The 25,038-nt window shown below is 57.4% G+C and carries 19 protein-coding genes; 12 read left to right on the top strand and 7 right to left on the bottom strand.

Annotated elements, in window-relative coordinates; all coding sequences use genetic code 11:
- Window positions 1-7 precede the first annotated feature (7 nt).
- The 4 genes from U5A05_RS05325 (at window position 8) to U5A05_RS05310 (ending at window position 2,230) form a co-directional block, all read left to right on the top strand.
- Window positions 8-334 carry a GlpM family protein gene (locus U5A05_RS05325; RefSeq protein ID WP_261742380.1) on the top strand — a complete coding sequence of 109 codons (327 nt, stop codon included), beginning with the start codon at window positions 8-10 and terminating at the stop codon, window positions 332-334.
- 173 nt (window positions 335-507) lie between these two features.
- Window positions 508-1,428, top strand: a complete 921-nt coding sequence (locus tag U5A05_RS05320) for an arginase family protein (RefSeq protein WP_321835897.1) — start codon at window positions 508-510, stop codon at window positions 1,426-1,428.
- Window positions 1,425-1,799: a DMT family transporter gene (locus U5A05_RS05315; protein ID WP_261741121.1), complete on the top strand. Its 375-nt coding sequence runs from the start codon at window positions 1,425-1,427 to the stop codon at window positions 1,797-1,799. Before U5A05_RS05320 ends, U5A05_RS05315 begins: the two co-directional genes overlap by 4 nt.
- Before the next feature lie 11 nt (window positions 1,800-1,810).
- A complete protein-coding gene (locus U5A05_RS05310) occupies window positions 1,811-2,230 on the top strand; it encodes a DMT family transporter (RefSeq protein ID WP_261741120.1) in 420 nt (139 codons plus the stop codon).
- A gap of 35 nt (window positions 2,231-2,265) precedes the next feature.
- Here the strand turns inward: U5A05_RS05310 and U5A05_RS05305 are convergent, their stop codons facing one another.
- On the bottom strand, window positions 2,266-3,030 hold the full coding sequence (locus U5A05_RS05305; protein ID WP_261741119.1) for a MipA/OmpV family protein: 765 nt from the start codon (window positions 3,028-3,030) through the stop codon (window positions 2,266-2,268).
- 227 nt (window positions 3,031-3,257) lie between these two features.
- On the opposite strand from U5A05_RS05305, the gene U5A05_RS05300 reads away from it, so the two are divergent.
- Genes U5A05_RS05300 through U5A05_RS05275 form a run of 6 tightly spaced genes read left to right on the top strand, consistent with a single transcriptional unit; the run spans window position 3,258 to window position 10,491 of the window.
- Complete coding sequence (locus U5A05_RS05300; protein WP_261741118.1) at window positions 3,258-3,953, top strand: MtnX-like HAD-IB family phosphatase; 696 nt, start codon at window positions 3,258-3,260, stop codon at window positions 3,951-3,953.
- Complete coding sequence (locus U5A05_RS05295) at window positions 3,946-5,340, top strand: aspartate aminotransferase family protein (protein WP_321835896.1); 1,395 nt, start codon at window positions 3,946-3,948, stop codon at window positions 5,338-5,340. Before U5A05_RS05300 ends, U5A05_RS05295 begins: the two co-directional genes overlap by 8 nt.
- Window positions 5,337-6,203 carry an alpha/beta hydrolase gene (locus tag U5A05_RS05290; RefSeq protein WP_261741116.1) on the top strand — a complete coding sequence of 289 codons (867 nt, stop codon included), beginning with the start codon at window positions 5,337-5,339 and terminating at the stop codon, window positions 6,201-6,203. The genes U5A05_RS05295 and U5A05_RS05290 overlap by 4 nt, the downstream gene beginning before the upstream one ends.
- 15 nt (window positions 6,204-6,218) lie before the next feature.
- Window positions 6,219-7,343 carry a GNAT family N-acetyltransferase gene (locus U5A05_RS05285; RefSeq protein ID WP_321835895.1) on the top strand — a complete coding sequence of 375 codons (1,125 nt, stop codon included), beginning with the start codon at window positions 6,219-6,221 and terminating at the stop codon, window positions 7,341-7,343.
- On the top strand, window positions 7,343-9,103 hold the full coding sequence (locus U5A05_RS05280) for a sensor histidine kinase (RefSeq protein WP_321835894.1): 1,761 nt from the start codon (window positions 7,343-7,345) through the stop codon (window positions 9,101-9,103). The genes U5A05_RS05285 and U5A05_RS05280 overlap by 1 nt, the downstream gene beginning before the upstream one ends.
- The gene (locus tag U5A05_RS05275; RefSeq protein ID WP_321835893.1) at window positions 9,100-10,491 is read left to right on the top strand and encodes a sigma-54-dependent transcriptional regulator; all 1,392 of its coding nucleotides are present in this window, start codon (window positions 9,100-9,102) and stop codon (window positions 10,489-10,491) included. Before U5A05_RS05280 ends, U5A05_RS05275 begins: the two co-directional genes overlap by 4 nt.
- Window positions 10,492-10,561: 70 nt before the next feature.
- Here the strand turns inward: U5A05_RS05275 and U5A05_RS05270 are convergent, their stop codons facing one another.
- The 3 genes from U5A05_RS05270 to metE form a co-directional block, all read right to left on the bottom strand.
- On the bottom strand, window positions 10,562-14,608 hold the full coding sequence (locus U5A05_RS05270; RefSeq protein WP_321835892.1) for a Tc toxin subunit A-related protein: 4,047 nt from the start codon (window positions 14,606-14,608) through the stop codon (window positions 10,562-10,564).
- Between the two features lie 16 nt (window positions 14,609-14,624).
- Window positions 14,625-17,480, bottom strand: a complete 2,856-nt coding sequence (locus tag U5A05_RS05265) for a Tc toxin subunit A (protein ID WP_321835891.1) — start codon at window positions 17,478-17,480, stop codon at window positions 14,625-14,627.
- Between the two features lie 330 nt (window positions 17,481-17,810).
- A complete protein-coding gene (gene metE / locus U5A05_RS05260; RefSeq protein ID WP_321835890.1) occupies window positions 17,811-20,123 on the bottom strand; it encodes a 5-methyltetrahydropteroyltriglutamate--homocysteine S-methyltransferase in 2,313 nt (770 codons plus the stop codon).
- 107 nt (window positions 20,124-20,230) lie between these two features.
- Between metE and metR the strand changes: the two genes are divergently transcribed.
- Entirely contained in the window at window positions 20,231-21,148 is a 918-nt protein-coding gene (metR, locus tag U5A05_RS05255) for a transcriptional regulator MetR (protein ID WP_016779668.1), read from the top strand.
- A gap of 187 nt (window positions 21,149-21,335) precedes the next feature.
- Here metR and U5A05_RS05250 read toward each other — a convergent pair whose 3' ends face one another.
- The 3 genes from U5A05_RS05250 to U5A05_RS05240 are packed head-to-tail and all read right to left on the bottom strand — an operon-like array spanning window position 21,336 to window position 22,945.
- Complete coding sequence (locus U5A05_RS05250; protein ID WP_321835889.1) at window positions 21,336-21,848, bottom strand: GNAT family N-acetyltransferase; 513 nt, start codon at window positions 21,846-21,848, stop codon at window positions 21,336-21,338.
- Window positions 21,849-21,860: 12 nt separating this feature from the next.
- The gene (locus tag U5A05_RS05245) at window positions 21,861-22,499 is read right to left on the bottom strand and encodes a LysE family translocator (RefSeq protein WP_261741108.1); all 639 of its coding nucleotides are present in this window, start codon (window positions 22,497-22,499) and stop codon (window positions 21,861-21,863) included.
- Window positions 22,496-22,945, bottom strand: coding sequence for an NUDIX hydrolase (locus U5A05_RS05240; RefSeq protein WP_261741107.1), 450 nt, complete (start codon window positions 22,943-22,945; stop codon window positions 22,496-22,498). Before U5A05_RS05240 ends, U5A05_RS05245 begins: the two co-directional genes overlap by 4 nt.
- A gap of 306 nt (window positions 22,946-23,251) precedes the next feature.
- Between U5A05_RS05240 and U5A05_RS05235 the strand changes: the two genes are divergently transcribed.
- A complete protein-coding gene (locus tag U5A05_RS05235) occupies window positions 23,252-24,871 on the top strand; it encodes an FMN-binding glutamate synthase family protein (protein ID WP_261741106.1) in 1,620 nt (539 codons plus the stop codon).
- Window positions 24,872-25,038: the final 167 nt, after the last annotated feature.

Below are 25,038 nucleotides of genomic sequence, written 5' to 3'. Positions count from 1 at the left end.
GGATCTGATTCTGAAAGCAGCTTTGGGCGCCGCCGTAGTAATCGTTCTGGCGATGCTGGCCAAGACCAAAAACTACTACATCGCGGGTTTGGTTCCCTTGTTCCCGACCTTTGCCCTGATTGCGCATTACATCGTCGGCAAAGGCCGTTCAGTGGACGACCTGAAAACCACCATTGTCTTCGGCATGTGGTCGATCATTCCCTACTTCGTCTACCTTGCAACGCTGTATGTGTTGGTCGACCGCATGCGCCTTGAAGCGTCACTGGCGCTGGCAGCCGTGGCCTGGCTGATGGCCGCGACCGTACTGGTCAGCGTGTGGGTGCGCTTGCACTAACGCGCTTTTATATGTGTGGGGACGAGCCTGCTCGAGGAGTTCTTGAGATCTTCGCGAGCAGGCTCGCTCCCACAGGTCACGTGATTAAACGCCACATTGGCCCGCCCCTTGCATTTACCCCCTGAAGCCCGCCCTGCCTCAATCGGCGGCGATTTAATGGGGTAAATGACACGTTGAATATTCTCGATCTTGATCACAGCCTGACCGCCCAAGAGCCCATTGTGCAGCGCCTGGCCGATGGTCGCGCGACACGTTTGGACTTGCTGGAACTGGGCCCGCAATTGCGTCTGTGGTCCACCGAACGCAATTACCAACGCTTCACCCAGCGCCTGCAGCAGCGCCCAAAGCGCTCTACACAGCGGCCTGAAGTGTTCTTCGTCGGCTCCGGTGACTATCACCACCTGACACCAGCCTTGCTCAGCAACTTGCCCGAACCCATAACCCTGATCCACTTCGACAACCACCCCGACTGGGTACGCTTTGCCCCCCGCCGTCACTGCGGTTCGTGGATCAATCGCGCGTTGAAACTGCCGAACATCAAGCGCATCGTCACCCTCGGCCCATGCAGTGACGACCTGCAAAACCCGCAATTGAAGGGCGGTAACCTGGGAGCTCTGCGCCGTGGCGATTTGCAGTTATTTCCCTGGCAACACGCCCCCACCAAAGTCTGGGGCAGGATCGGCGATGGCGCCGGACACGAACAGCGCGAGAACCACCTGCACTGGCGCAATCTCGCCGATCAGGACTGGCCGAGCTTCCTCGACAATCTGATCCAGAGCCTGCCCACGGAAGCAATCTGGATCACCGTGGACAAAGACGTGCTTGCCAGTGAAGACGCCGCCACCAACTGGGACCAGGGCGGGATGCGCCTGAACCACTTGCTCCAGGCCATCCGCGCCCTCGCCACCAGCAAACGCGTGCTGGGCATCGACATCTGCGGCGAATTCGCCAAGGCGCCCCACCACAATCTGCTTAAACGTTGGGAGGCCAAGTCCGACCAGCCTGCACCTGAGCGATGGAGCGAGAGTGATTTGCTGCGTAACTCGATCACCAATGCAGCGCTGCTCGAATTGTTTGAGGAGCTGTTTCCGTGACCTTGATCGTGATTGCCTTGGTGGCGTTCTCCATCGTGCTCGATGTGATTGGCCAACTGTGTTTCAAAATCGGCCTGGACCGGTTGCCTGAACTGGAGGGTGGCTTTCGCCTCAATGCGTTCTGGGGCCAGGTATTCAATGCACCGCTGCTGTGGGCCGGGATCGGCGCCTACGTGATCGAGTTTTTCGTCTGGCTCCAGGCCCTCTCGCGGGCACCGCTAAGCCTGCTGTTCCCGGCCGCGGCGCTGGCGTATTGCGGAGCGGTGTTCGCCGGTAAGGTGTTCCTTGGCGAACACGTCAGCCGTCGGCGCTGGATGGGCACCTTGGTGATTACCCTTGGCGTGATGCTCGTCTGCATCGCCGGGGCTTGAGGAGTTGAGCAATGGAAAATACTGACACGCTGAAACTGGCAGACCACGGCTGGCTGCATGGCCGCCTGGGTACGATTGTGCTGTGGGCATTGTTGATCGCCCTCGAAAGCTCAGGGCAAATAGCCACCAAAGTCGGCGGTGATCAATTGGGACAGATGGACTTCACTCTGCAATGGCTCCACGCAGTGATGCTCAACCCCGGGGTATGGATCGCGATTGCCTGTTATATCGGCGCGTTTTTCGTCTGGATGCTGATCCTGCGCCGCAGCAGCCTGTCGCTGGCATTCCCCTTGAGTTCACTGGTGTTTGTCGGCGTTTTACTAGGCTCATGGCTAGGCTTGGGCGAACACATCAGTACGTTGCACTGGATCGGCGTCGCGGTGATTATTGCCGGGATTGCCGTGCTGGCGGACGGCGAGCCGGAACACTGACAGTTGCATCGATACATTACAGGGGTTGGGAGACGTCAGAACTTATAGCTGATCGCCGTCTGCACCGACCCCTGATTCACATCGCCCTGTTCCCTGACGATGCTGCTGTGTGCCGCCGAGCCCAGCAGATGAGTCCAGCTGGCGCTGGCCACCAGCGACCAGTGCTCAGCCAGCGGGAAGTCAAAATTCTGGGTCAGGGTCACGCTCTGAAATCCACCACTGGCCTTGTAGGACGAAATACCGGAGGCCTGAGCCTCGCTGTCACTCACACCAAAGAACGTCGACATCTGTCGAGCATCCGCAAAGTGCGCCGCCAACTGGCTGCTGCCAATAATTCCCAGCCCCAGCGGATACCCCAGCTCACCGCCGACCTGCCCCAACACGCCGCCCTGACCGCCCCCGCCACCCACTGCCTGCCCCAACTGCGCATACACTCGCCAGAACTCGGCCGGGCTGTACTGCACAAAGCCGCCAAGCTCAGCCATATCAGACACATCGCGTAAACCGCGCAACGAACCATCGGCATCACGTCCCGAAAGATAGTTGATAAACGGACCCGCGCTCCAGCCATCGACATTGAATGCGCTCCAGGTCAGGCCGTCATCGGTATTGAGGCTGACATCCCCCCAGTCCAGATCAAAGTACGGCAAGGGCACCGTCTCATAGCGACTGGCACTCGGATCGTACGGCTGATAGCCAACCCCCACGCCCACCTCTCCACTCGGGCCGTCTGCGGCGTACGCGTCAGCAGTACCCCCTAGCAAAGTGAGGAGCAAAAAAATACAACCGGAGGTTTTCATGACAAAAGTTCCATTAAAGTTCATACGCGCATCAATCTCTTTTTCAAGCAGCAGAGGCAAGCACTGATGTTGTTTGTAGCAAGCTACAAAAATTGTAGCTGCAAAGCCTGAACACACCGCCATATCTGCGAAGGGCCCCGGCCCGCTGGGCTTACGCGGGTTGGCACAATCAATGCAATGTCCTGTAGCAAGCGCAAAAAGCGCACCTACTCAACAGGACAATGCAGATGATGCAATGGCATATTGTGTGTGATTTCGACGGGACCATTACCCGCACCGACGTCATCGACAACATTCTTCAACGCTTCGCCGACCCCAGCTGGGAAGCGATCGAAGATCAATGGTTGCAAGGTGAGATTGGTTCGCGTGAATGCCTGAGCCGCCAGCTGTCGCTGGTCAAAGCCTCGCCAGCCGAACTGCTGGCCTATTTCGACACGGTTGAGATTGACCCGGACTTTCCCGATTTCGTGGACCACGTCATCGGCCTCGGCGCCACTCTTGAAGTGGTCAGCGACGGCATCGAACAAGGCATCGCCCGTATCCTGGCCCGCAACTACGTGAGCCTGTTGCCGATTCTTGCCAACCGCCTGCGCCAGGTCGACCAGAACAGCTGGCGCATCGACTTCCCGTACTCCAGCGACGCCTGCCGTGCGGCCGCGGGCAACTGCAAATGTAAATCCACTCCCAGCGGCAAGCGCGTGCTGGTGATCGGTGATGGCCGCTCCGACATGTGCGTGGCCTCCAGCGCCGATTTTGTGTTCGCCAAAGACAGCCTGGCCGAACATTGCGAACGCAACGGCATCCCCTACGCCCGCTTCGACTCTTTCGCCGAACTGCCGGCCCTGCTCGCCAAATTGCCGAGCAACGCCGCTAACGCTCCCCACTACTCTCGTGAACAGCAGGAACTCTTCAATCATGTCTGATATCCGAATCGCTACGCCTGAAGACCAGATTCTTCTGGATAAAGAAGCCAAGTACTGCTCGTACGGCGACACCGTTCACTACATCGAACCACCACGTATTTTCAGCCGTTGTGAAGGCTCCTACGTCTGGGACACTGAAGACCAGGCCTACCTCGACCTGCAAATGTGGTACTCGGCCGTCAACTTCGGTTACTCCAACCCACGCCTGAACAACGCGCTCAAGCAACAGATCGACACCCTGCCGCAGATCGCCAGCCAATACCTGCACAAAGGCAAGATCGAACTGTCGGAACGCATCGCGGTGGATGCCAAAAACAAGTTCGGCCTCGACGGTCGCGTGCACTTCAACGTCGGCGGTTCACAGTCCATCGAAGACTCGTTGAAAGTGGTGCGTAACGCCAGCAACGGCAAAAGCCTGATGTTTGCGTTCGAAGGTGGATACCACGGCCGCACCCTTGGCGCCTCGTCGATCACCTCCAGCTTCCGCTACCGCCGCCGCTATGGCCACTTTGGCGAGCGCGCCAACTTCATTCCGTTTCCGTATCACTTCCGCGGCCCTAAAGGCATGACCAAGGAAGAGTACGGCAGCCACTGCGTGCAGCAATTTGCTCGTTTGTTCGAGACCGAATACAACGGCGTTTGGGACCCAAAAACCAATCAGTGCGAATACGCAGCGTTTTACGTCGAGCCGATCCAGGGCACCGGTGGTTATGTAATTCCACCGATGAACTTCTACAGCGAGCTCAAGCAAGTACTGGATCAACACGGCATCCTGATGGTGGTCGACGAAATCCAGATGGGCTTCTGGCGCACCGGCAAGCTGTGGTCGATTGAACACTTCGACGTCAAACCCGATGTAATCGTGTTCGGCAAGGCACTGACCAACGGCCTCAACCCGCTGGGTGGCATCTGGGCCCGTGAAGAGCTGATCAACCCGAAAGTCTTCCCTCCGGGCTCGACTCACTCCACCTTCGCCTCCAACCCGCTGGGCACGGCGGTAGGTCTGGAGATGTTCAAGATGACCAGCGAAGTCGACTATGGCGCGATGGTCATGGCCAAGGGCAAGTACTTCCTGGACGGCCTGCAGGACCTGCAAAAACGTTACCCGATCATCGGCGACGTCGACGGCCTGGGCCTGGCACTGCGCTGCGAAATCTGCGGCCCGGACGGTTTCACTCCGGACAAGGCAACCCTGGACTTCATGGTTGAAGAAGGCATGAAGGGCGACATCGAAATCGACGGCAAGCGTCTGGGTCTGATTCTGGACGTGGGCGGCTACTACAAGAACGTGATCACCCTGGCCCCGTCGCTGGAAATCAGCTACGCCGAAATCGACCTGGGTATCGCCCTGCTCGACCGCCTGCTGGCCCGAGCCATGAAACGGTGAACGCGCCAGAGATCGATCTGGGCGAAGGCGACGCCGGTTTCGTTCTCGGCACAGGTGAGGTCGCGGTGTTGTTGATCCACGGCCTCACCGGCACCCCGACGGAGTTGCGTCGGGTGGCCCAGGGCCTGGCCAAGGATGGGACGTGCACGGTGTACGTGCCCACCCTGGCCGGGCACTGCGGTGACAACAGCGACCTGCAAGCCACTGGCTGGCTGGACTGGTACGAAGGTGTACGCAAAACCTTCGTCGGCATCCGCCAGCGCCACCAACAGATTTTCGTCGGCGGTTTATCGATGGGGGCGGTGATGTCGATGTACCTCGCCTCCGAACACCCGGACCAAATCGCCGGTTTGTTGATGTACTCCACCACCCTGCGTTACGACGGCTGGAGTATTAACAAGCTGGCCTTTTTGACCCCATTGCTGATGAAAATCCCCTTTGGCGTGCGCCTGTGCAGCTTTGAAGAAAAACCGCCTTACGGGATCAAAAACGAGCGTTTGCGCGCCATCGTCGAGCGTCAGATGAAAGCCGGCGAAAGCAGTAATGCCGGACTGTTGACGATGGAAGGCGTCACCGTGCGCGAATTGCACCGGATGAATGCCGTGGTGAAACAACGCATGCCGTCGATCACCACCAAGGCGCTGGTAGTGCACTCCATCGAAGACGACATCACCAGCCGCTGGAACGCCGATTATGTCGAGCGCCATCTGGGCGGGCAGGTGACCAAAGTGCTGCTCGACAACTGCTATCACATGATCACTGTCGACCTGCAATACCGCCGGGTGATCGAACTGAGTGACGCGTTCATCAAGAAAAACAGCATCGCTGCGCTGGCTCCTGTAGAGCATTTACAGCGGGCCTGAGCCAAAGGACGCCTCATGATTACTGCCCAAGCCTTTTCATCCATCCAGGCGATCGACCGCGCGGCCTGGAATGACTGTTTTCCGGGTGCCCTTGAGGATTGGGACTACATTGTGGCGGTTGAAGAGGCCAGCATCGAAGGCTTCGAATGGCGATACCTGACGCTATTCCAAGACCAGACCCTGATCGCCGTAGCGACTGCATTTACGACCTGCTATCGCCTCGACACCACGGTTCAAGGGCTCAGCAAACGTTTCACCGAAACACTCAACCGGGTGCTGCCGGCGCTGGTGCAACTGCAGCTGTACGCCATCGGCTCGCCGGTGACCGAACAGTGCAGCGCGGGTATGGCCAGCCATATTCCGGGGGCGCTGCGCCCTGCCTTGCTCGCCCGACTGCTGGCACTGGCCCAGAAGGACGCCGCTCGGCTGGGCATCGGTCTGATCGCCGTCAAGGACGTACCTCGCCATGACGAAGACTGGGCACACAGTTGCAAGACTGCAGGTTTTCAGTCGATGCCCGGCCTGCCCAGCGCGATGCTGGCGGTGCCCTTTGGCTCGGTAGAGGGTTATCTGGGCTCACTGGGCAAGTCCACCCGTAAAGACATGCGCCGCAAGCTGCGCGCTCCAGGGCCACGGGTGGAATGGCGCAGCGCCATCGATGACGTTTTGCCCGAAGTCATGCGTTTGTACGAGGCCAGCCTGGAACGCAGTGATCTGCAACTGGAGCGCTTACCACCGACATATTTCACGGGTATTCTCCAACAGCTCGGCGATCGGGCATTGTGCGTACTGTATTGGGTCGACGAGCAACTGGTGGCGTTCAATCTGGTACTGATTGACGAAAACAGGCTGATCGACAAGTTTTTCGGCCACGACCTTGAGCTGACCCGCGACTACAATCTGTACTTCAGAAGCTGGCTGGTAAACGTCGACTACTGCATTCGACACAAGATCGCATTGTACGAATGCGGCCAGGCTGGCTACGCCAGCAAGATACGTCTGGGCTGTACCTTTCAGAGCAATATGCTGTTTTTCCGCCACCGTAACTGGCTGCTGAACAACGTACTCAAGATGGTCAAACTGTTCATCCGCCCTGACCGCCATGACCCTGCCCTGGCGGCTGCGATAAGCGAGTATTAATGCCCAGCACGCCTGCCAAATCGAACCAGCCTCAACCCTTCAAAGTGTCGCGCTGGACAGTGCAGCGCAAGCTGGTGCTGGCCTTTTGGCTGGTCAGCGTGATTCCGACCATGATTGCCGCCGAACTGGCCGCGACTACCCTGTCGCAAATTTTCGATAGCAACGTGCGGGTCTGGTTGCAGGAGTCGACCAAGATCGTCAAGGACGAGATCAGCGAAATCCTTGCGGACAACGCCAGGGTCGCCAAGCTGTTTTTGCAATACACCCATCCGCCAACGTCCAATAAAGCAATCCGCCATGACCGACTGACTGCCGACATCGCCGATGCGATGGGCATCGATGTGGTGGCGTTGATTCGCGACAGCGACCATAAAGTGGTGTTCAGCACCGCCAGCGATAGCATCGTCAGCCAGATCAGCCTGGAGCCGAATGCGGTTTTGCAAACCATCAACGTAGGCGAAGTTCCCACCGGCACCGTAGTTTCGACTTTTCCTACCAGCCAGGACGGCGTCGACTACCAATTGCTGGTGGCCACCTACTTGGACAGCAGCTTTCTGACCAGCGTCGCTGAGGTGCACTCCCTCGATCTGCGCCTGTACTTGCACAACAACAGCGGGTTCGCCGAAATATTCTCCAGCCAGCGTTTTGAAGACCGCCAGCCCACTGTTTCCCGCGCCATTGAACAGACCTTGCGCGAAACAAAATTACCCAGCGAGCAATTCACCAGCCGTTACAGCGGCCTGTACTGGCCGATCCTCAACGACACCGGTGAGCTGCAAGGCGTGATCTACAGTGGCCTGCTGCGTCATACCAGCCTGGTGGGGTTGGTCAACCAGACCAACCTGTTCGCGCTGATTTTTCTGCTGGGTTCGCTGCTGTCGCTGACCGTAGGCTGGCTGGTGTCCGAGCGACTTACCCGCCCGCTGCGCGGCCTGTCGGCGGGTGTACGGGCCGTGACCGCCGGGGATTACAACCAGCGCGTGGCCGTATCAGGTAACGATGAACTGGCCGAGCTCAGCAGCACCTTCAACCACATGGCGGCCCGCTTGGGCCAACTGCACCATCTCGAAGCCCAGCTGCGCCGTCGCGACCGACTGCATGCCCTGGGCGAAGTGGCCATGGGCCTGGCGCACGAAATTCGCAATCCGCTGGGCATTATCAAGACCGCGACCCAACTGCTGCACCGCCGCGCCGACCTGGGCGATACCGACAAGCGCCATCTGGAATACGTGGTCAGCGAAGTCACCCGGATCAACGACCTGATCACCGAGTTTCTCGACTTCGCCAAACCCAGCGCCCCCGTCCGCGCACAACAGGCTGCGCGGCCTTTGGTTGAAGAGATTCTGGGTTTCTGCAAACCGGAACTGGAAAGCCACAACATTGATGCCCGCATCGACGATCAGGCGCCAGACGCAACCCTGTATGCCGATGCCGGGCAATTGAAACAGGCGTGCTTGAACCTGATCATCAACGCCATAGATGCCATGCCCACAGGGGGCTGCCTGACCGTGCGCATTGCCCGCGAAAACGAGTACACCGTGATTGGTATTGCCGACACTGGCGAAGGGATAGCATCCGACATGCTCGAACGTATTTTCACGCCCTTTGTGACGACCAAAGCCTCAGGCACCGGTTTGGGTCTGGCCAAGGTCTTTTCGATCATGGACAGCCACGATGGACGCATCGAATGCATCAGCGAAAAAGACGCCGGTGCCACTTTCAATCTGTACATTCCGGCCCACGGAGGGGATGAGACATGAGTCATAACGTGCTGGTGGTCGATGACGAACCCAAACTCTGCGACCTGCTCAGCTCGGCACTGAGTCAAAACCAAATACAGGTCTTCACTGCAGGCAACGGCCTGCAGGCGCTGGCGATTCTGGAACAGGAAGACATCGACCTGGTGATCAGCGACTGGCGCATGCCCGGTATGGACGGGCCGCAGTTACTGGCCGAGGTCAAACTGCACTACCCGCATCTGCCAGTAATCGTAATGACCGCCTACAGCACGGTGAAAAACGCCGTACAGTCCATGCGTAACGGCGCCTACGACTACATCGCCAAACCCTTTGATATCGACGAACTGGATATTACGGTCAGCAAGGCCCTGCAATTTCGCGACATCCTGCGCGACAACGCCCGCATGCGCGCCGAACTGGACGAGCACCAGCACATCGACAGCCTGATTGGCGACAGCCCGAGTTTTCGTCGGGTGCTGCAGGCCATCGACTCGGTTCGGGACAGCAACGCCACCATCCTGCTGACCGGCGAAAGCGGCACCGGCAAAGAGATGGTCGCCCGCGCCATTCACAAACACGGCAGCCGCGCAGACAAACCTTTTGTCGCGGTCAACTGTGCGGCCATTCCTGAAGGGCTGCTTGAAAGTGAGATGTTCGGCCACCGCAAAGGCGCGTTTACCGGCGCCGTGGCGGATCGCGTCGGTCGCTTTATGCAGGCAGACAAAGGCACGCTGTTTCTCGATGAAGTGGGCGATATGCCCCTGGCGTTACAAGCCAAGATTTTGCGGGCCCTGCAAGAGCGGGTGATTGAACCGGTGGGTGATCCGCGAGAGCGCAAGGTCGATGTGCGGGTGATTGCGGCCACTAACAAGAACTTGCTGGAGGCCGTAGCCAACAAAGAGTTTCGCGAAGACTTGTACTACCGCCTGAATGTGTTTCCGATCCCGCTGCCCGCCTTGCGCGAACGCGTTGAAGACATCACCCCGCTGGCGCGGCACTTTGCCCATATTCTGGGTGCCACGGCAGGTAAACGGATAACCGGCTTCAGCCCCAGCGCCTTGCAGGCAATGGCCGAGTACGGCTGGCCGGGCAACATTCGCGAGCTGCAGAACTGCGTCGAACGCGCCACCATTGTGGCCAACAGCAACACCATCCAGGACAGCGACCTGCCGCCCTACCTGTTCAGTGCCCAACCCGGCCAAAGCAACGCGCTGCTCACACCGGGGCCGAGCGTACCGCCCGATCTGGAAGCAGCCCTGGCTGAAGTCGAAAAAACCTACATCCTTGCCGCATTACAACAAGCCCAAGGCGTGCAGGCTGCTGCTGCGCAGTTGATCGGTATTTCAGAGCGCAGCTTCTGGTATCGCCTGAAAAAACTCGATATCCATGTCGATAAAATCGTCAGGTAACGTCCAAAAAAGTAGCCGCTGGCACCGACTGCGCCAGCGGCTACAGATTTGTATCTTCACTGCTATGCGATTACCGGATCGTGTAGCCGACATGCAAAATGATGTCGTTCAAACTCAGCAACATCGCCTGCTGGCCGCGTTGAGCATTTGGAAACACCAATGAGAATGAGCCTTTCTCGACCGGTAAGCCTTCAAACGGCAGGTACTTGCCATCATTGAAGTCCAGCTGAAACTGCCCGCTGTCATCCAGCCCATGGGACAAGGCCACGGCCTTGCAGCCATTGGCCAACGGCTGGCTACTGTCATAGCGCAACAAGGCCTGCACGTTCTCATACGAGCCCAACAAAGCCGGTAGCGTCACGCTAAAGGTCTTGATCAGGCGACTGCTGCCCAGGTTAAGGCTTGATGGGTAATCACCCAAAATGTTCAAGTCATCAAGCTTGAAGCTCAGGCTCAGGTTACTGTTGCTGTCGAGCACCACCTGTACTTTCGATTGGGTAGTGTCGAGGTCCACGTTGACCAGACTGTCAGGCGCAAGCAGTTGCTTGATCCGGTTGATCAGCGTGGCGTCCAGAGTGCGCAGCGAAGCGGTTTTACGCACCTGCAGCGTACGCTGGTCCCAGCTCAGGTAAGCCGCCTCCATCTGTTGCAGGCTCAGCAACTGGCTCTCGCCGGCCAGCAGGCCCTGATACAGATCGCTCCAGTTACCGGGGCGCAGGTAATTGCGCTTGTCGCGGGTTTCCCAGTGCAGGCTGGCTTGGGTCTGCGCGCACAGCGAAGACACCGAGTCGTAGAGCTGGTAATACAGCGTCGACAGTCGAGCAGCCTGCCAGTTGAACAGGGCCTTGCCGGTAAAGCGGGTGCCCAGCATTTCCAGCACCACGTCGTTATTGGCCTGTTCCATTTCGGTCTGCTGGCGTTGTTTTTCGGCCATCGTGATCTGTTCCTTGAGGGCATCGATCTGGCTCGTGATCACCTTGCCCTCATGCAGCGCCTGATCCCGCTGCAAACCCCAGTCTTGAAGCCGACGACGGTATTGCTCGGAGACATCCACCTTGGCGGCTTCGCCCTGCATGATCCCGGACGCCAGGCGCAGTACATCACTGCTGGCGTCAACCACGCTGCCCAGTTTGCCCCAGCCTGCGCCCCCCATCCCAAAGGCAAAAGCGACTCCGGCTCCCGCACCCGCCATTGCCATGGTCGGCAGGGCATTAAGCCCCCCGGCAACCAAGCGCAAGGCTCCTGCCGTGTAATCCAGGTAGTTGGCGTCGCTGCGCAAATCCATCGCATGCTGCTCACGTTCGGAAATATTTTCCTCGAACAGCGCATCATAATGTTGCTGACGCGCCAGGATCGCTGCCTGACTACCTTCCAGCCCGCTCAAGGTATGTTGCAACGAAGCCTGATTGGCCATATGGGCTTCGCGCATCAGGGCCAGCAAGCCGCCCTGCTGGGTTTGTTGCAAGACGCTCAAGGCATCGGCGTCACGCCGTTCCAGTACACCTTGCAGGTTGGCGCCAAACTGAACCACCTGCTGCACAGCATTGCGCGCCCGATCCAGCAGCACCATAAAGCGTTGCGGCCACAGTGCCGGGGCCGATCCGGCCTGGAGGCCACCGGCACCGTCACCGGCCTGACGAGCAAGCTGTAGCGAACGCGGGTCCGCCGCAGGTTCGAACAATGCCAACGACAGCGGCTGACCATCGATGGACAGGTGCCGACGCAGGTTATACAGACGCCCCTCGAAGCGATCCCAGTAAGCCAGCACCGCCGTATCGACCGGTGGCCGAAACGGCCCGTTGGCTACCACGACCTGTCGCAGCGAAGCAGGTGCCAGCAGCGCCTGCCGCTCCTCGACCAGGGTTTCCAGCTCCAGCAGGCGCAGATTGTTGCTACTGCTGGCGGCCTCCAGCGTCGGCGCATCCCAGGCCAGGGCCAGCGGCAGTAACGGGCGTGTACCGAGCAATTGCAAGGCCTGCATGTACCACATCTTGGCCTCGCTCAAGCTATCGCGCGTTTGCTGGCGATACAGCTGGTCACCCCGGGCAGCCAACAGCTCCAGCCCACGCAAGAAAACCGCCAGTTTGTAGTTCATCGGATCGGCCGTGGCGATCACGTCCGGATCGTCGGTATCGATCGGCGCCGCAGAGCCCCAGGTAAGATCTTCTTGCAGCGGTCGTACATTCCAGTAGCGCGGCTTGGAGTTCTCTGTTTGCAATACACCTTTTGAGTCTCGATAACCCGCCGGATCAAAAATGCGTTTGAACCAGAGATCGGCCTCATCAAAACGCTGCTCGGCCAGCAGACGATTGGCAATCAGAAATGGGGCATGAAAGAACAACTCCCACGTATAGAGCCCAACGCCCCCTTCGAAACTGGTAATTCGAGAAATATTGCTGCCGTTATATCCACTGGGATCGACCTTGGTCTGTTGCACATCCCACGACAGCAGTGCCTGCACGTCCTCCAGCATTTTTTGTTCCAGCAGCGGCCCAGCCAACGTGGTGAGCACGTACTCGCTGGCATTGCCAGGTTTGGTGTACAGCATTTGTGTACGGCCAGCGCCGTTGTGGGCGGTAGGGATCCACAAACTTGCATTGGCTACGAAATTGGTCAGTGTTGTTAGTGTGCCTACAACCGTTCTTTTCAACGGCACTTCATCCACATTTAACCAATAGGAAAATCTTGCGCTATATGAATAATCTTGTACAAACTCAACGAATGGGAATGGCGTATTTATCACCTCAGTTCTTTTCCACTGACCAGAGCTATAAACATTATAGAAACCCAATAGCTCGCCAGACCTGTAAATCATGAGTCGGGTTAGCTGACCATTGGGCATATGTACATCTCCGTCTATAGAGATGCTCAGCAATCCGTCTTTATTGAAAAAAACGAAGTTCGAGAACTTACAGTAATAAGCATCGAACTTTTGCTGAAAAACATATTGAGTCGTGATTGAATTGAGCGCTGGACCCGTAGGAGGATAAACAAGCAGCGGTTGGAATACCGGTATATCGTGATAATCGCTGAACGTTTTATTTTTATTAATAAAATCAAATTTTGCATTATTTCCGAGTGAATCAACCATCTGCAATATTTTACTGAAACGATACAGACTAAGCCCCTCTGGAGTATCAAAAAACACCCCCAAGACCGGCTCGCTTTTTTTCTCGGGATCACGTAATTCAGCCGCAAAAACACCTGCTGGGCTAATGGTAAGAGGCCAACTGCGAATACTCCACTGCCCACTGGGCCTCAGTGTGGCAATCTGCAATTCCTGCAGCATATTCAATTCGGTGTCGCCTTGGGTACCGACTGCAGTAACACCACCGTTATATTGATGCACACACAACACATGCAAGCGATTGGCAAAGAACACAATCGACGGTGTGGTGCCTGGTATCGGCTGCAACGGCGCATCAATCTTCAGCCATTCACTCCAGGAGGCTGCATTGCGTACTTTAGCGTTTGTGCCAAAGTCGGTGTAATCCGTTCGGCGCCAGTAATACTCACCCGTTGTTCCGGGTATGCTGCCGCAGAAATACGCCGCCCCCTTCTCGCTGGCTGGTTCTACCTGATAACCACTGTCATAACGGATATCGAGCACAGTGCGCAGGCCGCTCACGTACTGGGTAAAGGCCTGTTCGACGCGCTCTTCGGTAATACGGCCCTGATTGATGGCTGACTCCAGTTCCTTGAATAACTGAGTCTTGCTGTAACGCAGTTCGGGATCAATATAACTGGCCGGGTAGTACAACAGCCGCTGCAGACCGGCCCAGGTAGCATAGCGTTTGTTGTAAGCGTTCCAGCGACTGAAATAGCCGTTGTCGCGCGAAGCGTCTTGCATCGCGACCATGTTGGTATTTGGCTCCAACTGTTCGCGACAACGGTGCAGATACAGCTGGGTACTGGCCACGGCTTCGGCAATACGGCTGGTCTTGATCTGCCCGGACACCTTCGGATCAAGCAGCAGGTATTCGTACAGATCTTCCGCGGTGGTGATCTTCTCAGCCAACGTGCCAAGATTACGCGCGGGGATCACATACTTGAGGTAATACGGCACCATTGCATCACGCCGGGATTCGTTCAGACCGGCCATTAATTTCTCGTTCATCACATTTTCTCCCGGGTTAGCCGCGTGCGGCTGCGATAACTTTGGCGGCTATCAAAGTGAGCGTGGCCTGATCAACTGTGGCGGTTTCAGTCAGTTTGCCGACCCACTGCAAATCCGTAGGCGACAACCCAAGCCGTTGGCAGAACTGCGTTTTTTGCAGTAGCGGCAGCAATGCCACAAAGTTGCGTGGCACGGCGTCATTCATCAACACCAGGGTTTGCGTCAGGTCCCAGCCATGCAGGTCGCTGAGCTGTTTCGCGGCGACCTGCAGCGTCAGTGCCGGATCCTGCGCAGCAGCACGCAGGATAAAACCACGGGCCTCGGCCACTGTGCCGGTCAGCCGCCGCTGCCAACTGCGATAGCGTGACAACAGCAGCAGTACATCCAATGTCAATTGAGGGGCCGTCAGTGCGCCGGTCAGCGCTGAAGGCTGGCCCGCCCCCGCAGGCATCAACACCTGCAAATCCTGCTCGCCAAGCTGGGCCCAATGGCAGACCTGGACGAACTGGCGTAACAAGTAGGCGTACTGCACGGCACGGGATACGTCGTCCAACGTGGTAATGCCCTGACAGACGCGTTCGATATCGGCCCAGAAGTTCAGCAGGCCATAACCCTCCAGTGTGGGAGCCATGTCCTTGGCCACAGCGTCGGCCCAAGCCATTACGGCAGTGGCGATATTGGGTTTCAGGTTGAATTCGGCGCCGATATGGCGCGCCAATTGCGCCCGTAATACCTCGCCATCTGCCGCCTCAGCAGCGGTACGACCAGCCAGTGTGCTGTAGATGTTTTCAATAAAGGTTTGCAGTTCGGGTGTGCTCTGGGCCGGATAGCGGCGACTGGTCAGCGCGATAAGCTGCTCCGGATCCAGCTGTGCGGCGTGCATCCAGTCGACCAGATAACCAGTGCGTATCAGCACCCCCTGCGCGACCTGGTTGGGTTTGGGTTGAGCCAGGGCGCGGACAACTGCCTCGGGCGCGGCCAGCAAGTCCCATAAGTGCAAGGCCTGGGCCACGCTCAGGCCAAACAGCCGAGGTATCGCTACGAGCCGGTACAACGCAGAAATCTGCTCCAGCCCCAACTCCGGTAACACGCCATTGGCGCTTATGCCTGGCAGGTACTGCGCCAGCAAAGTGAGGGTTGCATCGTCTACCTTCAGGCCCTGACACAGGCTGGCCCTAGCACGCAGTGAAGTTTGACTGAGGGTTGTTTGCTGGAAGTCGATATTGCTTGAACCGATCAGTTCAGCCTCGCCAAACAAGGCGCTGTAGAACGAGGGCTTGCCACCAGCATGGAAGGTATTGAGCAGGTGCAGACAGGCGCCAAAACTGTCGACCGTCATGCCATAGCGCTGGCGTAACGGCATATAGACCGCCAGTGCCTGCAAGGCCTGGGTCAGGGGGTGAGCGCTGAGATCATCGCTGGCCTGGCAGATCAGCCAGTCCAGTTCCTCGAAAGACAGTTGTTTCACATGCTGTTGCAAGCGAAAGATGCGGTTCAGGCGCTCGAAGGCGCGGCCATTACGGTTATACAGACCACTGTTGGACGGACTGTTGGCTGGCTGAGGCACGGGCTGACCGAGGGCGGCACCGACATACCAATAGAGTGGTTTGGCCGGGTTTTGCGTACCGTCTGACCAGCCATTGAGATAGCGGGCGCCGTAGGTCTGGGTCGGAACGATATCCCGCGACGACAGGTTGTAAAAAGGCCCGCCTCCCAGCGCCAGGACGATGGTTTCCTCTGGCAATTGGAGTGCAGTTTGCAGGCTCGATGAATACTGCATTTGACCGAACGAGCTGTAACCAAAATATCGGGCGACCGAGGCATCGGTGGTGTTTCTGGCCTCAGTCATGATGCCTGCCAACTCCGGAGACATACCCAACGCATCGCGCGCATAGGCCGCTGGCATCTTGTTCGCCCAACTGCGCAGATCGGTTTCGCGCGTCAGTGCCTGACCTTCGTAATCCTTCAACACCGACCAGAGTTCGGCCGGGCTGCTTTTGCTGGCTGCCATGCCTTGCAGTATCTGTTCACTGGCATGGTTGTAAGGCAGGTTCATCGGGTACAGGGCAGTACGCAGTACCTCGTCCACATCGCCTGTAATACCCGCCTCCAACACTTCCAGGGTCAGCGCCAGGGTGCTGACTTCTTCATTGAGGTTGGCATCGCTAAGCGTCAACTGGCCCAGGTCAGGCCGCCGCTGGTTCAGTTGCAGGCCGTTGCTGACCGGATGGAGCGGCTTGGCAGCCCGATACAGGTCAGTCAGATAGCTGGCCGGGGAAAACAATGAGCCTGCCGAGTCAGGATGGGAGAACCCACCGCTATTGGTTTGCACAAACCAACTGGCGTAATTGCCGCCACTACTGAGCGATCGCAACATCCAGGAGCGATCTTCGGGCGCCTCAAGCTTGAGTACCGCATGCAAGGCCGGCTCACCGCGTGCACAGAGCTGTGCATAACGCCGGGTCAGGCTGGCGGCACGGGCTTGGGCTTGTTCATAAAACGCTTCAGTCGGGCCGTTATCTACAAGCTTCGACAACTGTTTTACTTTCGTCAGGACCTCTGTACGGCCATCACGTACCACGTCGAACACGGAGCTAAAACCAAGACTCGTGAGCTGCTCGTGCAACACCATCAAGGATTCGCGGGCCGCGATATCGCTTTCAGACTCAAGGTCTGGCGCAGGCTCGTCGCCTTGCGCGGGCTTATCATCCAGCGGTGGTTCATCCCCAATGACAATGATCTCTAGTGCAGGCTCTTCATCCTGCGGTGGGTCGGTAAACGATTGCCCGGTGATGGCGACCTGTTCTTTATTGGCCGCCTTGCCGACGCCTTTCCCGGTTTCAGATTTCCCTGAAGATTTTTTGCTCGCCATGACCATAACCTCAAGCGGATTGCGTATCCGCACTGGCAGGAACCATCCCCGGCTGTCGGCCAACGCATGGCCGGAAAACCGGTGTTTATGAGCCTGATAACTGACTCTATTGGGATTAATTACGCGCTTTGAGACGTGGCCTGCCTACTGTCAGAAGTAACAGAGCAAGCAGCCATTCATCAGAATGGTTGGCACGTGGTATTTGGTTTTCTGACGCCAGGCTATGGGGATCCTGGAGGGGGGGAAGTGTTGCCATTGAAGCGGTTAACGAAAGCGAAACCGGGGGCCGGACATCATTGCGATGCTCCGCCCCCCATGCTTTAAACGGGCTTAAGCCACCTCGGCGCGCAACTGCCGTGCGGCCGCAACCATGTTGATCAATGCGGCTTCAGTCTCGGCCCAGGCGCGGGTTTTAAGACCGCAGTCGGGGTTGACCCACAAACGCTCGGCAGGAATACGTTTGGCGGCCTTGCTCAGCAACTTGACCATTTCGGCCGTGTCCGGCACCCGTGGCGAGTGGATGTCATACACACCTGGACCGATGTCGTTCGGATAGTCGAACGCTTCAAATGCATCCAGCAGCTCCATGTCCGAGCGCGAGGTTTCGATGGTGATCACGTCGGCGTCCATCTCGGCAATCGACTTGATCACATCGTTGAACTCGCTGTAGCACATGTGGGTGTGGATCTGGGTTTCATCACCCACGCCAGATGCACACAGACGGAACGCTTCTACTGCCCAGTCCAAATACTCCTGCCACTGTGCACGACGCAACGGCAAGCCTTCGCGGAAAGCCGCTTCGTCGATCTGCACGATCTTGATCCCGGCTTGTTCCAGGTCCACCACTTCATCGCGGATCGCCAGTGCCAATTGCTGCGCCTGAACCTTGCGCGATACATCTTCGCGCGGGAACGACCACATCAGCATCGTCACCGGGCCGGTCAGCATGCCCTTCATCACCTTGTCGGTCAGGCCCTGAGCGTATTTTATCCACTCCACGGTCATGGCTTGCGGACGGCTCAGGTCGCCGAAAATGATCGCCGGTTTCACACAACGCGAACCGTAACTCTGTACCCAGCCATATTGGGTGAATACATAGCCATCCAACTGCTCGGCGAAGTATTCCACCATGTCATTGCGCTCGGCTTCGCCGTGTACCAGTACGTCCAGGCCCAAACGCTCCTGGACTTGTACGGCATTACGGATCTCGCTGTGCATGGCGTCTGTGTATTCGCTGGCCGACAGTTTTCCTTGTTTGTACGACTGGCGTGCCAGACGGATTGAAGTTGTCTGTGGGAACGAGCCAATAGTAGTTGTCGGAAACGCTGGCAGATTCAGTCGGGCGCGCTGCAACTCAATACGGGTGGCAAACGGTGACTGGCGCTGGCTGTCAGCCTCGGTAATCGCTTCGATACGAGCCTGCACTGCTGGCTTGTGAATTCGCGGCGAATTGGCCCGACTTTGTTGTACGGCGCGGCTTTGAGCCAGTGCTGCTTGTACCTTGGGGTCTTGCGCAATATTCAGCGCATCACGCAGCACGGCAATTTCGTCACACTTTTGCTTGGCAAAGGCCAGCCAGCTTTTGAGTTCGGCATCCAGTTTGGTTTCGCGGTCCAGATCCACCGGGCTATGCAGCAGCGAGCAAGAACCGGCAACCCACAGGTTGTCGCCAAAGCGTTCTTCGGCTTCCTGCAATTGCGCCAGGGCGTTTTCCAGATCGCAGCGCCATACGTTGCGCCCATTGACCAGGCCCAGCGACAGCACTTTGTAGGTCGGCAGACGATCCAGAATGGCATGCAACTGGTCGGGAGCACGCACCAGGTCGACGTGCAAACCATCTACCGGCAGCCCGACAGCCAGGCCGAGGTTGTCTTCCAGGCCGCTGAAGTAGGTGGCAACCAGCTTCTTCAGTGGCGAATACTGAAGAATGTGATAAGCGCGCTCAAAGGCGTTTTTCCACTCCTGCGGCAAGTCGAGCGACAGGATCGGCTCGTCGATCTGAACCCATTCCACTCCCTGCTCAGCCAAGCGGGAAAGAATTTCAGCGTAAACCGGCAACAGGTTTTCCAGCAGCTCGAGCTTGTTGAATTCGTCGCCCTTGGCCTTGCCCAGCCACAGGTAGGTTAGCGGGCCGATGATGACAGGCTTGACCTTATGGCCCAGCGCCAGTGCTTCACCAGTTTCTTCAAATAACTGGTTCCAGCTCAGTTCAAAGCGCTGGTCCAGGCTGAATTCCGGCACCAGATAGTGATAGTTGGTATCGAACCATTTGGTCAGCTCCTGAGCGTACTGACCTTTACTGTGTTCGCCGCCGCAGCAGCTCTGGCTGGCGCCGCGCGCCATGCCGAACAAAGTGCCCAGGGTTGGACGGCGCTGCTCGTCCAGGGTGCTGGCAAAACGCTCAGGGATGACGCCGAAAGTCAGCGAGTGGGTCAGGACCTGGTCGTACCAGGCGAAGTCACCGACGGGCAGCAAATCGATGCCTGCATCTTTTTGCAGCTGCCAGTGTTTGGCTCGCAATTGGCGGCCAACGTCTTCCAACGCGGCCTGATCGATATCGCCCTTCCAGTAGGCTTCAAGGGCTTTTTTCAGCTCGCGGTCTGCACCGATGCGGGGGAAACCAAGATTGTGGGCCAAGGCCATGACGACATTCCTTCGTGTAAGTAATGGCACAATTATCGACACTCACTGCAACATGAGACAAACTCAACGTTTTCGTGTTGATCATCAAATTTACTCATGGAGCCACTGTGCTGGAAATTCGTCACCTCAAAACCCTGCACGCGTTGCGCGAGTCAGACAGCCTGGTCGAAGCGGCTGAACGCCTGCACCTGACGCAGTCCGCTTTATCCCACCAGTTCAAAGAGCTCGAAGAGCGCATGGGCATGCCGCTGTTTGTGCGTAAAACCAAACCGGTACGTTTCACCAGCGGCGGCTTGCGCCTGCTGCAACTGGCCGACGCTATGCTGCCGCTGCTGCGCGGTGCCGAGCGTGATATCGCCCGTTTGGTCGGCGGTACGGCCGGGCGTTTGCACATGGCTATCGAATGCCACAGCTGCTTCCAGTGGCTGATGCCGACCATCGATCAGTTCCGCGATGCCTGGCCCGAAGTCGAGTTGGACCTGGCGTCCGGTTTTGCCTTCGCACCGTTACCGGCACTGGCCCGGGGTGATCTGGATTTGGTGGTAACGTCCGATCCGCAAGAAATTGCCGGCCTGACCTATGTGCCGCTATTTACCTACGAAGCCATGTTGGCTGTGGCCAATCAGCATCCATTGGCCAGCAAGCCGTTTATCGTGCCTGAGGATCTGAGTACCGAGATTCTGATCACCTACCCGGTGGAACGCGATCGACTCGATATCTTCACCCGTTTCCTGGAACCTGCCGACGTCGAACCGGCGCAGGTACGCACGTCAGAACTGACAGTAATGATGATGCAGCTCGTAGCCAGTGGCCGCGGTGTATGCGGGATGCCGCACTGGGCGTTGCATGAATACAGCTCACGCGGATATGTAAAAGCCAAGCGTCTGGGCGAGAAAGGATTGTTTGCGACGCTCTACGCCGCGATCCGGGCTGACATGCTGGATGCGCCGTATATGCGCGACTTTTTGCTGACCGCCAAAGACACATCGTTCTCGACGCTGGATGGGGTGAGTGCGGTTCGGTAGTAGAACCGTGCATATCTGCAAGAAAATCGTGTAGCAGTTGCCGAAGGCTACGTCCGATTGCAAAGCGATCGTAAACCCTGAATATGCGGTTTTTCTGTAAAAACGCATGACCTGATTTTACGACTGCTGCGCAGCCGAACGCAGCCTCGTTCCTTCGACAGCTGCTACGGGCCGTTCACCCTCTACTTCAGCTGTCCTCAATATTTACCAACCGGCGCATATGCACCCGGTCGTAATATTCCTCCCCCACCCGGATCGCGCAGTCTTCCAACCCCGATTGCTCAAACCCACAGCGCTGGTACAACGCCAGCGCGGCCGAGCTGTTGGCACTGACGGTGAGTTGGATCAGTTTGATTTCAGGCTCTTGCCCGGCCAGTGACAGCACCGCTTGCACCAGGTGTTCGCCCAACCCTTGCCCGCGAAAGGCTTGGGTGACGTACAAGCCAAACAGCGTGGCCTTGTGCCGGGCATCTTCCCAGGGTTCAAAAGCCAGGCCGACGATCCCCACCAGTCGGCAATCGACAAAGGCGCCGAACAGAGCACTGAGTTCATCATCCAGTTGCGCCTCCCACCAGCTCAACGGCAATTTCTCACGCTGAGCTATGGTGGACACAAATGCCTCCGGGTGCAGCGCATAAGCCTCAAGCATCAACTGGCGATAGGCCTTGGCATGTGAGGGGTCAAGCAGTTCTATAGCCATTACAGGTCCAGGTCATACGGTTTTACGTTGCTCCAGCATCAACCTCACTGCCAGTGCAGCCAACACACAGCCCATCACATAACGCTGCACGGCCAACCACAACGGGTTGCGTACAAACCAGACGGCGATGCCGGAAGCAAACAGCGCGATCAGCAGGTTAACAGTGAAGCTGACGCTGATTTGGGTCAGGCCCAGCACAATACTCTGGGTAAACATCGAACCGTGTTCAGGGCTGATAAATTGCGGGAAAACCGACAGGTAGAACACTGCCACCTTGGGGTTCAGCACGCTGGTCATAAACCCCATCATTACCAGTTTTGACGATGAGTCGGGGGCCAGTTCCTGAGCTTCAAACGGTGACCGGGCACCCGGCCTGACCGCTTGCCAGGCCATCCATAACAAGTACAGGGCACCGGCCCACTTCAGCGCCTCATAGGCCATCGGCACCGCCAAAAACACCGCAGTCAGGCCCACGGCAGCAGCAAACATATGAACAAAAAACCCCGCCACCACCCCGAGCAAAGACGTGACCCCGGCTTTACGGCCCTGACAGATCGAACGGGAAATCAAATAAATCATGTTAGGTCCCGGCGTCAAGACCATCAGCAAGCAGGCAGCAGCGAAAATCAGCAAATCATGCGTTGGTATCATGGGGCATTCCTTGTCAGAAAAGCATTGCGATAAAACGGCAAAATCTGGTCCCGGGTCAAAGGCGCCAGCACCAGGCCGCCATCACCGTTGGGATCGATCCACTGTATTTCTTCAATTTCGGCTGCCGCTGATACGGTCTCGCTGATATGCAGCAGAAACAACTCGGCCTGCACTTCAAACCCCGGCTCGTTGGCCGCCACAGCTGAAAAGTTGCCCAGATAGGTCGCACTTGCCGGATCGATCACCAGCGCCAGTTCTTCTTCGAGCTCACGGGCCAATGCACTGATCGGCGGCTCCCCGGCTTCGATCTTGCCGCCGGGCTGCATAAAAGCCTGGGTATCACGCTTGCGCACCAGCAGGGTGCGGCCATCGGGGCCAATCAGTACTGCGGCAGCAATACGAATGGTTTTAGGTGTTACGTCAGAGAAGTGTTCTGCAGAAGTCACTAAATTCAGCCAACCGGAAAGAAAGTTCGCACAGGATCACATGGCCCAACATGCCTGCAAATACACAGATGGCGCTTTTGCTCGCGCCTTCTGTATGAAGTGCCCGACTTTGGTCGGGATGGCACAACATTCAAAATCCCGTTCAATGAATAATCTGACGGGAAGATGGCATTTGCGTGATACATGACCAACACTTCCCCTGCAAACCTCCGACTCAAAGAGAGGGTTCTATTGTCCTTTTTCTGTTCTCGACCTCTTCAGGCACAACCGCCTGACGGAACAGACCAGCCTGAAACAGGAAACCGTATGAGCCTGTCACTGTTAAGCCGTTATGCGTTTTTTGCATTTTGCGTCATCTTCACCCTCGCAAGCCTGCCGTTTATGCACCATGAGTGGTTATGGCCCTTTACTGCAGTGACCCTGGGCTTGAGCCTGCTGGGGATTTTCGATCTGCTGCAAAGCCCCCACGCCGTACGCCGCAACTACCCGATCCTGGGCAATATTCGCTATCTGGTGGAAGCTATCCGCCCGGAAATTCGCCAATACCTGCTGGAGTCTGACAGCGACGCGCTGCCCTTCTCACGCGCTCAACGTTCGCTTGTGTACTCTCGAGCCAAGAATGAAAGCGCCGACAAACCCTTCGGCACCCTGGTTGACGTGTACCAGCCCGGCTTTGAATTTATCGGCCACTCCATGCGCCCTGCCCCACTGACTGACCCCAGCAGCTTTCGGGTCGTGGTGGGCGGCCCGCAATGCAGTCAGCCGTACTCGGCGTCGCTCTTCAATATTTCAGCCATGAGTTTTGGCTCACTAAGCGCCAACGCGATTCGCGCCCTGAACCAGGGGGCCAAACTCGGTAACTTTGCCCACGATACGGGCGAAGGCAGTATCAGCAGCTATCACCGTGAGAACGGTGGTGACTTGACGTGGGAACTGGGTAGCGGCTACTTCGGCTGCCGCACCACAGACGGGCGTTTCGACCCACAGCGTTTTGCTGCCCAAGCCCAAACGCCGCAAGTGCGAATGATCGAAATCAAGATGAGCCAGGGTGCCAAACCGGGCCATGGCGGTATCTTGCCCAAGCACAAGGTGACCGCGGAAATTGCCGAAACCCGTGGTGTACCAATGGGTGAGGACTGCATTTCCCCGTCGCGTCACAGCGCGTTTTCGACCCCGATAGAGCTGATGCAATTTATTGCGCAATTGCGTGAGTTGTCCGGCGGCAAGCCCGTAGGCTTCAAGTTTTGCCTGGGCCATCCGTGGGAGTTCATGGGGATCGCCAAGGCCATGCTCGAAACCGGCATCCTGCCGGACTTTATCGTCATCGACGGCAAGGAAGGCGGTACAGGTGCCGCCCCCGTGGAGTTCACCGACCACATTGGCGCTCCGTTGCGCGAAGGCTTGCTGTTTGTGCACAACACGCTGGTGGGTCTGAACCTGCGGGACAAGATCAAGCTGGGCGCCAGCGGCAAAATTGTCAGCGCCTTCGACATCGCCAGCGTGCTGGCCATTGGCGCCGATTGGGCAAACTCAGCCCGGGGCTTTATGTTCGCCATCGGCTGCATTCAGTCGCAGTCCTGCCATACCAATAAATGCCCTACCGGCGTGGCCACCCAGGACACTCTGCGCCAACGTGCTCTGGTGGTGCCGGACAAGGCTCAGCGGGTATTTCAGTTCCACCGTAATACCCTTAAAGCCCTGGCCGAGATGCTGGCGGCGGCAGGCCTGGAACACCCGGCGCAACTCAAGGCCAAGCACCTGGTGCGACGCATGTCCGCCACCGAAATCAAACTGTTCTCGCAGCTGCATGTGTTCCTCAAACCCGGTGAACTGCTGACTGGCGAAGTCAACGGCGAGTTCTATTCGCGCATGTGGCAAATGGCTCGGGCGGACAGTTTTGAAGCCAACGAAATAGCTGCGGCCTAAACCGCCTGCTGCACGCACGCCGGATGGGAGAACACCGTCCGGCTACTGTTTTATTAAACTAAAGGTATTACATGGTTATTTATCAGTATTGAATACTTGATTGTCCGACCCACCAGAACAACCACTATTTAGACTTTTTAGCGACCTTCTTACTTCATAGACTCTGA

The sequence above is a fragment of the Pseudomonas kulmbachensis genome (assembly GCF_963681935.1).
Taxonomy (GTDB): Bacteria; Pseudomonadota; Gammaproteobacteria; order Pseudomonadales; family Pseudomonadaceae; genus Aquipseudomonas; species Aquipseudomonas kulmbachensis.
Note: the sequence above shows the minus strand (reverse complement) of the source record. Positions and strands in the feature narration are given on the sequence as shown.

Bases quoted from the DNA above. Each gene is read 5' to 3' on its own strand.
- U5A05_RS05285 (WP_321835895.1), top strand. From the start codon at position 6,219: ATGATTACTGCCCAAGCCTTTTCATCCATCCAGGCGATCGACCGCGCG.
- U5A05_RS05300 (WP_261741118.1), top strand. From the start codon at position 3,258: ATGATGCAATGGCATATTGTGTGTGATTTCGACGGGACCATTACCCGC.
- U5A05_RS05305 (WP_261741119.1), bottom strand. From the start codon at position 3,030: ATGAAAACCTCCGGTTGTATTTTTTTGCTCCTCACTTTGCTAGGGGGT.
- U5A05_RS05265 (WP_321835891.1), bottom strand. From the start codon at position 17,480: ATGGCGAGCAAAAAATCTTCAGGGAAATCTGAAACCGGGAAAGGCGTC.
- U5A05_RS05275 (WP_321835893.1), top strand. From the start codon at position 9,100: ATGAGTCATAACGTGCTGGTGGTCGATGACGAACCCAAACTCTGCGAC.
- U5A05_RS05280 (WP_321835894.1), top strand. From the start codon at position 7,343: ATGCCCAGCACGCCTGCCAAATCGAACCAGCCTCAACCCTTCAAAGTG.
- metE (WP_321835890.1), bottom strand. From the start codon at position 20,123: ATGGCCTTGGCCCACAATCTTGGTTTCCCCCGCATCGGTGCAGACCGC.
- U5A05_RS05310 (WP_261741120.1), top strand. From the start codon at position 1,811: ATGGAAAATACTGACACGCTGAAACTGGCAGACCACGGCTGGCTGCAT.
- U5A05_RS05245 (WP_261741108.1), bottom strand. From the start codon at position 22,499: ATGATACCAACGCATGATTTGCTGATTTTCGCTGCTGCCTGCTTGCTG.
- U5A05_RS05250 (WP_321835889.1), bottom strand. From the start codon at position 21,848: ATGGCTATAGAACTGCTTGACCCCTCACATGCCAAGGCCTATCGCCAG.
- U5A05_RS05270 (WP_321835892.1), bottom strand. From the start codon at position 14,608: ATGAACGAGAAATTAATGGCCGGTCTGAACGAATCCCGGCGTGATGCA.
- U5A05_RS05235 (WP_261741106.1), top strand. From the start codon at position 23,252: ATGAGCCTGTCACTGTTAAGCCGTTATGCGTTTTTTGCATTTTGCGTC.
- U5A05_RS05295 (WP_321835896.1), top strand. From the start codon at position 3,946: ATGTCTGATATCCGAATCGCTACGCCTGAAGACCAGATTCTTCTGGAT.